The organism is Mycobacterium sp. (genome assembly GCF_049673265.1).
Classification (GTDB): domain Bacteria; phylum Actinomycetota; class Actinomycetes; order Mycobacteriales; family Mycobacteriaceae; genus Mycobacterium.
In genome coordinates, this window is the sequence record NZ_JBATXN010000525.1 from 1 (window position 1) to 8,439 (window position 8,439).

The window sequence follows — 8,439 nt, forward strand, 5'->3', positions numbered from 1 at the left end:
GGATCGGGCTTCGGCGGCAGCGTCACCGCGTTGCGGCTGACGGAGAAGGGCTACCGCGTCGGCGTCCTGGAGGCGGGCCGACGTTTCACCGACGACCAATTCGCGAAAACCAGCTGGCGTGTGCGCAGTTTCGTTTGGGCGCCGAAACTGGGCTGCTTCGGCATCCAGCGCATCCACCTGCTGCGCGACTGCGTGATCCTGGCCGGCGCCGGCGTCGGTGGCGGGTCATTGAACTACGCGAACACCCTATACAAGCCCCCGGCTCCGTTCTTCAACGATCCGCAGTGGAAGCAGATCACCGACTGGGAAGACGAGCTGACGCCCCACTACGAGCAGGGCCAACGCATGCTCGGTGTGGTGCGCAACCCGCACATGACCCCGGCCGACGAGATCATCAAGACCGTCGCCGACGACATGGGGGTGGGTGACACATTCGTCCAGACACCGGTCGGGGTGTTCTTCGGCGAACCCGGCAAGACCGTTCCCGACCCGTTCTTCGGCGGCACCGGGCCCGAGCGCACCGGCTGCATCGAATGTGGCGACTGCATGGTCGGCTGCCGGTACGGCGCCAAGAACACGTTGGTGAAGAACTATCTCGGCCTGGCCGAAAGTGCCGGTGCCACGGTGCATCCGCTGACCACCGTCACCTCGCTGCAGCAGCACCCCGACGGGGTGTGGAACGTCGACACCGTGGCGACCGGCGCGGTGCTGCGCAAAAAGCGCCAAACCTTCACTGCGCCATACGTGGTGCTGGCCGCCGGCACCTGGGGCACCCAGAACTTGCTGCACAAGATGAAAGACACCGGTACGCTGCCCAAGCTGTCCGACCGGCTCGGTGTGCTCACCCGCACCAACTCCGAGTCGATCCTGGGCGCCACGAAATACAAGGTCGACCCGGCCCTGCAGCTGACCCACGGCGTGGCCATCACCTCTTCGATCCACCCCACCGGCGACACCCACATCGAGCCGGTGCGATACGGCAAGGGCTCCAATCTGATGGGCATGCTGCAGACCCTGATGACCGACGGCGGCGGCCGCTGGCCGCGCTGGGTGAAGTTCATCGCCCTGGCCGCCAAGAGCCCGGCGGCGCTAATGCGTGTGTTGACGGTAAAGAACTGGAGCGAGCGCACCGTCATCACCTTGGTGATGCAGCATCTGGACAACTCCATCACCACATTCACCAAACGCGGACTGCGCGGGCGCCACCTGTCGAGCAAGCTGGGCCACGGACAGCCCAACCCGACGTGGATCCCGGTCGGCAACGAAGCGACCCGCCGGATCGCCGAGAAGATCCACGGCGTGCCCGCCGGCAGCTGGGGCGAACTATTCAACATTCCGATGACCGCACATTTCCTCGGCGGCTGCGTCATCGGCGCCGACCCCGAGCACGGGGTCATCGACCCCTATCACCGGGTGTACGGCTATCCCACCCTCAGCGTCGTCGATGGCTCGGCGGTCTCGGCAAACCTGGGCGTGAACCCCGCATTGACGATCACCGCGCAGGCCGAGCGCGCGGCTGCGATGTGGCCCAACAAGGGGCAGACGGACCTGAGACCCGAGCAGGGCCAGGGCTACCGCCGGATGCAGCCGATCGTTCCGAACAGCCCTGTTGTTCCGGAAGGCGCGCCGGGCGCACTGCGGCTCCCTGTCGTCGAGATACGGCCGACGGGCACCGACACACCACAGAGGCCGGGCGCCGGAGTCGCCTGAGGCTGAAGGCAGTTTGGCGCGACAGGCGTTGCTCATCGACTTCACTCACGCTCGTTGCGTCGGATGTCCCAGCACTCAGGTGGGCGGGGCTGTCGCTTTCGTCAGTGAAATGGGCCGCAGGTAGTTGCCTTCCAGCGTGCGGTGCCACCATGCATGATCACGCCGCAGTTCGGCAACGGTAGTAAACCGGTATCGGTAGAGCTGAGCGCGCACGTACCGCGGCGGCGAATCCAGGAACGGATTGTGCCGAAGCAGGCGCAGCGTCGCCGGGTCATTCTGCAAGAGCCGCACCATAAATGGCCGCAGCCAGGGGTATGCGTAGTGCGGTGAGATCGCGGCAAACCACATCAGCCAGTCGAGTCGAAGGTGATACGGCGCCCATTGCGGCGGCGCTCGCCGCACCGATCCGGGCTTGCCTTTGAACTCGTATTCTTTCCACACCGTCTGATCGGTGAGCTTCGGCTCGTCGGTGCCTTCGATCACCACCTCCCGGCGGGTTCGGCCGACGGTGCCGAACGCGCCGTAGGTATTGATCAAATGATATGCATTGAACGACATGTTCATTCGCTGCCGCCGAGAAATCATGTTGGCCACCGGGAAATAGGTCAGCACCACGGTGAGCACCGCAAATACGATCACCAGGCCGGCGAACCATTTAGGAGCTGCAGCCAGCGTTGGCTGCTGGGGGATCGGCAGCACCGCCGCCGCCGACGACGTGTCGATTGCGCTGCAGCCCAACAGAATCGTCAGCCAGTTGAGCCAGGCGAAGTTGCCGGACAACACCAGCCACAGTTGGGTGATGACCACGATCGTTCCGGCGATGCTGGCCACCGGCTGCGGGGCGAACAATCCGAACGGGACGACGAGCTGTGCGAAATGGTTACCGAGGACTTCCACCCGATGCAGCGGTTTGGGTAGGTGATGGAAGAACCAGCTCAACGGTCCCGGCATCGGCTGAGTTTCGTGGTGGTAGTACAGGCAGGTCAGGTCGCGCCAGCACGAATCGCCGCGGAGCTTGATCAACCCCGCGCCGAATTCGAGTCGGAAGAGCAGCAGACGCGCCAGCCACATCGCCAGTACCGGCGGCGCCACCCGGTCGTTGCCGAGGAAGATCGCCAGGAAACCGGTTTCCAGTAGCAGCGACTCCCAGCCAAACGAGTACCACGTCTGCCCGACGTTGACGATCGACAGGTAAAGCACCCAGAGCAGGAGCCACACCAACACCGAGGCGAACAACGGCATTACGCCGGCCAATCCCAACGCCATCGCCGCTGACAGCAGCGCACCCAACCAGGCGAGCGTTGCGAAGAAGCGATCGGAATAGTGGAGGTGGAAGACGCTCGGCGCTTTACGAAAGGATTGCCGGGCCAGATATTGCGGAATTGGCAGTAGCCCGCGCTCGCCGATCAGCGCCCGAAACTGTCGTGCTGCACCAACAAAGGCGAGCACATAAACGACCGCGATGCCGCGCTCGAGTATCAGCCTGCCCAACCAATACTCGGGTGCGTTAAACCATCCCATGTCCGTGACTCCTCGCACGGTGGACGTCTGTGACCATCCTGCCGCGTGCATAGCCCGCCCGGGTGAAAACCCGCCGTTGCGCTCACTTCGGTCCGAGGACGTGGGGCGGTGCAACCCCGGCGATCACGGCACCGATGTTGGCCAGCGCGATGTTGTATCGATCCCAGTAGCTGCTGTGCGGGTCGACACTCGGCAGCCCAGCCGGCCCAGCCGGTCCCGGGTCGGCCGCCAAACCACGGGCACCGAAGTTGGGTGCGGTCGGGTCGGGTCCCAGCGTCCATTCGGTGACCACGCCGCTGATGCCGATGATGTCGTTGGCCGCCCGCATCGCATACACGTGGGCGCCGGGGTTCAGGCTGAGGCCGCCGGCGCGATCTACCAGCATCCCCGGGCTGCCGACCGCGATGACATTGTCGGCATCGAGGTGATATCCACCTGACGCTGCGGCTCCGATCAGCGTCGAGCCGTAGCTATGGCCGATTACGGTGTCGATCGAGGCCGGCCCGAGGTGCGAGGCCCGAAGGCCAGTTTCGAACGCGTCCAAACCACCGGCACCCGTCCTGGTGGCATCACGAAAGGCCGCGTGGCTCAGGCTCATTGGCCGGTCATAGCCCATCCATATCGTGATCGATACATCACGAACGCCAAGAGTTTTGTCTGCGGTGCGCGCGGCGTTGTACATCGCCACTGATCTTGCGTCGCTGAACGGCAGCCGGGCCGGGTCCTGGCCGGTTCCTGGTACGAATATGCCGTTGCGTTTGGCGTAGTCCGGGTTTCCGATGGCCACCGCTACGTGGCCGGTGTCGTCGAGATAGCCCAGGTAGCGACTCATCTCATCGCTGCGATCCAGGTCGGCTCGTACCGCCTGATACCCCTGCAGTTGGTGTCGGAGCGCAGCCAACTGTGATTGCAGTGCATAGAGCGCGCCGTCGTCGACGTTGTGGCCGGCCAGCATGTCGTCGATGCTGTGCTCCATCCGGTCAATGTCAGCTCCGGCCTGCCGCTGGAGTTCCTGCAGGTGCAGCCGGTTGTAGTGATCTTTGCCCAAGTGATCCGTTGGGTCCCATGGCATCCCGGCGTGGTTGCCGATGTTGTGGTCTTGGTTGTAAAGCCAGTCCTTTTCTTCCGGGTTGAGCTGATTCCATAACTGGTTGAACTGCCTCGGGTCATTGGGCAGCGGCTCACAAAGCGCATCCCGGGCCGGGCGATTGTCGCGTATTCCAGGCGGTAGGGGCGGGTCCCCCGCGGCGAAATTGATCGCCTTCGCCAGCTCCTGGTCGACCGCGTGGGCTTCGGCCACAATCGCGTCTAACCGTGGCTGCAGCCGCATTTCGGCGATCAATGCAGCCGTCGGCGGCCCGCTGAACATCGCATTCCGCACCACCTTGTTGGCTATCGGGTCGATCGTCATCTGCAGCTCGACGGCATCGAGGCGCAGAATGCGCAGTGCCGTCTGCACGTGTTCGATGCCGTCGGCGGCCTTGCTCGCCGCCTGCGCCACCGCCAATGACTCGTTGCCGTGTGCGTCGAGGTCTTGGCGAATTGCGGCATTGGTGTGCTTCCTGGTCTCGGCGGTGGCCCCCTCCCAGGTGTCGAATATCGCCAACGAGCTCAGCCGACGCGACGCCTCGAGCGTGGCCTGCCCGCGCGCGAGAGCCGCGTGGAACACCGTCCGCACCGCATCGACGTTCCACCGATCAATATCGGCCACCGGCAAGCTCATGCGTTATGCCGTAACAGCGTTGAAGATTGGGAACAACTCACCCGCTGGCTGAATTGCTTACCGGGCGGATGTGTGCCATGACGTCGCCGCGGCTGCCAGCGTCGCGATCGAAATCAGCGCCAGCAGTTGCACGCCGGCTGAATGCCCGGCGTAACCGTCGACCGCCCGCCACGGATGCCGGGACAGTGCCGCGCCGGCCAAGATCAGCCCGCCGGCGGTCAACCCCACGGTGGCCACGTCTCGCCGCCGGGGGCGGTCGCGCAGCACCCACTGCATGCCGAGGGCGGCGCCGAACACCAGCAGGCCGACCGCTCCGGCAATCACTGTCCCGCCCGTCAGCACGGCGATAGCCACCCATGGTCCGGGCGCCCACGGGGGCGCGGGTGGGTCAGCGCTTCGCCGAGGCCGATGCGGCCACCACGTCATCAGGGCCAACAGCGGCAGCAGCGCCAACCCGGCGGCCAGGCCGGCGCGATACAGCGCGTTAGGTGCAAAGGTCAGCGTGGCGGTGCCTGACGTTCCCGCCGGCACCACCCAGCCCTGCTGCCAGCCGTCGACGGCCACCGGCGTCAGCCGAGTCCCGTTGTCGGTGTGGGCGACCCAACCGGGATTGATGCTTTCCGGCACCACCAGTACCCGCGACGTCGACGTCGCTGGTATGTGCACCTCACGACGGGCCGGACCCCATGCGCCGGTGGCGGCGGGCGTCACGGATATGGCTGTGCCGGAGGGTGATTCGGCTGCGCGCGGAGAAGACAATTCCGCGCCGTCGACGACGAATTGCGGGCCTGGACTGATCAATAGCTCCTGCTGACCGGTCGGCAACAGGATCGGGTCCCGGTCGCATACCTCGGCGGCTACCGGCGCGCCGTCCAGCAGCGCGCCCACCGTGGTCTGGATCGCGGTGTGCACAAAACGGCCGGCGATCGCGATGACCGGCCCATGAGCGCAGTCGACGGTGACCTCACGAGCACGGTTGCGGGCGGCGTTGGCGGCACCAATCGGTCTGCCGTCGGCGCTGAGGACCGAAATCTCGGCCAGCCCAGGCGGTTTGAGCTGATCGAAGCCCAGCGCGGTGCGGTCGATCACATCATCCCAGTCGAGCAGGCTGAGCGTGACCATGTCGGTGACGCGGGATTTCAGCGGCAGGGTTTCCTGCGCGGTGAGCTCGCGGACCTGCGGGCCGTCCCCGAGGTCGACGGCGACCGTGGTCGGGTGAGCTGGAACTGACGACCGACTGGGGACCAGTCGTAGCCCGGCCACTTCCGTTGGCCTGGGCAAGGTGAGGGTCAGCGTGGCGGGCGTCTTGTGCTGCACCACGCGCTGCGGTGCCGTCCACGCGGTGGCCGGATCACCGTCGGTGGCGGCATAAGCAGAGCCCAGAACGTCGACCAGATCGGCGTCACCGCGGGCCCGGACGGTGTCGGGCTCGGCAATCAGGTCGGCCAGTTTGGGGCTGGGCCGCGCGCGCACCCACAACGTTGGCAGCACCGAAACCGGTTGTGGCACAGTCAGTGTGCGGCTGAACGTGACCGGTGTCTCGGGCACCAGCGCCATCGAGGCCGCACACTGCACGGCCGTCGGGCCCTCAGCGCAGCCCGCCCTGCCCAGAAATTCCGAGCCCAAGTCCCACCGCGCGACAGCGGTATCCGGCGGGGGACCGGGAACCGACACGGTGTGCCGCAGATCGATCGGGTGCGCGAACCCGGAGGCGTCGTACTGGGTGATCGACAAGTCGGTGATCGCGAACTGCACTCCCGCCGAACCGTCGTCGGTGCCGATCGCGGTGATTCGCACCCAGGGGGTTTCGCCGTAGGGCAGCGCCGCGGTAAGCGGTTTGCCGGCCTCGTCGTACCGCAGCGTCGTGGTGCCGGTGGCGGTGGCGACTTCGATGCGGCGGACTTGGGCGCCGACTGCTGTCGCGCTGGGCGTGATGGTGATGACGCTGTTGGTCATCGGATGGTCAAAATCGACTTGCAGCCATTGACCGACGGCGGACTGCAGCCCGTTGGACACCCATGCGGTCGCCGAATCGCCGTCAATCGCGGCGGCGGGCGAGGCCGCCGGGGCGACGTCGGGCAGCGCCGTGGCATCCGATGACGAACTCGACACCGTAAGCCGGCCGCCGGTCCAGGAGCCGTAGACGGTCTCAGCGCCCGGGGTCGGGTAGTCGGGTACCCGGTTGAAGGTGCGTCGGGCGTCGCCGACGGCCCGGATCGCCGACGAGTGGTCATCGACGCGGCCATAGTCGGTCTCCCGGGCCACCGGCGTATCGGTGACAGTGACCCCGGCTTGTCCGGACACCGGTAGACCGGCGCGTCGAGCGTCCGCAGTCATCAGCGCCGGGCCCAACGGCGGCTGACCGGATAGCCGTCGGCGTTCGTCAAGGCGCAACAGCACTTCCGGCCCGCCGTCGACGCGGGCCAGCTGATCGGTGTCGGCCAGGTAGGGGCCGCCGTGTTCGCCCTCGGAGGCAACTCGGTAGATCTCCACGGCCGGATACCGCGGCCGCAATCCACTGTCGGTGACGAAGCCCGACACAGGGCCCGCCCCGACCGGCGCGCCGAACTGGGCGACTTTGGCCAGCCGCGGCGATCCCGCAATGGCGCGGTGCACCAGAATCGGGCGTGCCGAGCGCGAGGTGTCAGGGTCCAGATCGTTGCGCACGACGACATACGAGATGCCTTGGCGGGCAAGCGTATCGGCCAGGCCAGCGGAGGGTCTGCCGGCGGCGAACAGGCGTTGCACCGAATCCAGCGCCCGGATCGTTTGCGGCGGGGTCAGCGGGATGGAGTCACGCACCCCCCACGGGCTGTTGCCAAGTACCTGCAGAGGTTCGTCGTGGCTGGTGCCCCACACCTGGGTGGCAAAGGGCGCGCCCGGAACCACCAGCACTCGGCCCGCGATCGGTGTACCGGTGTTATGCGCGGAGAGCCAGCCGGCGGCCTCATGCCAATACCGCGGTATTGCGGTGAACGTTCCGGGCGGGGTGATCCGACCGGTCCATGCCAGCGACGTCCCGGCCATCAGCGCGGTCAGGATCACGATCGCGGCCGCGACCCGCTTGTCCCGCTCCGGGTGAGCGAACGCGTGGATCCAGGCGGCTTTCGGTGCGCTCGCCGGTAGCGGGATCCGGCCCAGCACCTGCGCCAGACCCAAAACTATCGGGATCCGGATCACCGACTCCAGCTTGTGGACGTTGCGCAGCGGCGCGCCGCCGGAGTCCAGGAAGGCTTGCACGTGATGTGCCAGCGGTGAGCCGAGCCCGCCGCTGTATCCGGCGGCCAGCAGCACCACTCCGACCAGCAGCATCGTCACCAGCCGCCCGCGCGCCGGCAAATCCCGCATCGCCAGCCCGGCCAGCCCGGCCGCTGCCACCAGGCAGGTGGCCAAGATCGCAACCGATCCGGTGACCAAGGGTGCGCCCGCCGTCGCGTCCGGCGCCACGAACGGAGTCCAACTGTCGGTCCCTCGCAGCACTTCGA

The 8,439-nt window shown here is 66.6% G+C and carries 4 protein-coding genes; 1 reads left to right on the top strand and 3 read right to left on the bottom strand.

All coding sequences use genetic code 11. From position 1 onward, the window contains the following. Positions 1 to 1,710, top strand: a 1,710-nt coding sequence (locus tag WBF82_RS18060; protein WP_424384334.1) for a GMC oxidoreductase, incomplete at its 5' end; no start/stop codon positions are given. A gap of 75 nt (positions 1,711 to 1,785) precedes the next feature. Here WBF82_RS18060 and WBF82_RS18065 read toward each other — a convergent pair. The 3 genes from WBF82_RS18065 to WBF82_RS18075 form a co-directional block, all read right to left on the bottom strand. Then, complete coding sequence (locus WBF82_RS18065; protein WP_424384335.1) at positions 1,786 to 3,231, bottom strand: lipase maturation factor family protein; 1,446 nt, start codon at positions 3,229 to 3,231, stop codon at positions 1,786 to 1,788. Positions 3,232 to 3,313: 82 nt separating this feature from the next. Next, positions 3,314 to 4,954: an alpha/beta hydrolase gene (locus WBF82_RS18070; protein ID WP_424384336.1), complete on the bottom strand. Its 1,641-nt coding sequence runs from the start codon at positions 4,952 to 4,954 to the stop codon at positions 3,314 to 3,316. Positions 4,955 to 5,011: 57 nt separating this feature from the next. Further along, a partial coding sequence (locus WBF82_RS18075) for an alpha-(1->3)-arabinofuranosyltransferase domain-containing protein (protein ID WP_424384337.1) occupies positions 5,012 to 8,439 on the bottom strand: 3,428 nt, incomplete at its 5' end.

Bases quoted from the DNA above. Each gene is read 5' to 3' on its own strand.
- WBF82_RS18070 (WP_424384336.1), bottom strand. From the start codon at position 4,954: ATGAGCTTGCCGGTGGCCGATATTGATCGGTGGAACGTCGATGCGGTG.
- WBF82_RS18065 (WP_424384335.1), bottom strand. From the start codon at position 3,231: ATGGGATGGTTTAACGCACCCGAGTATTGGTTGGGCAGGCTGATACTC.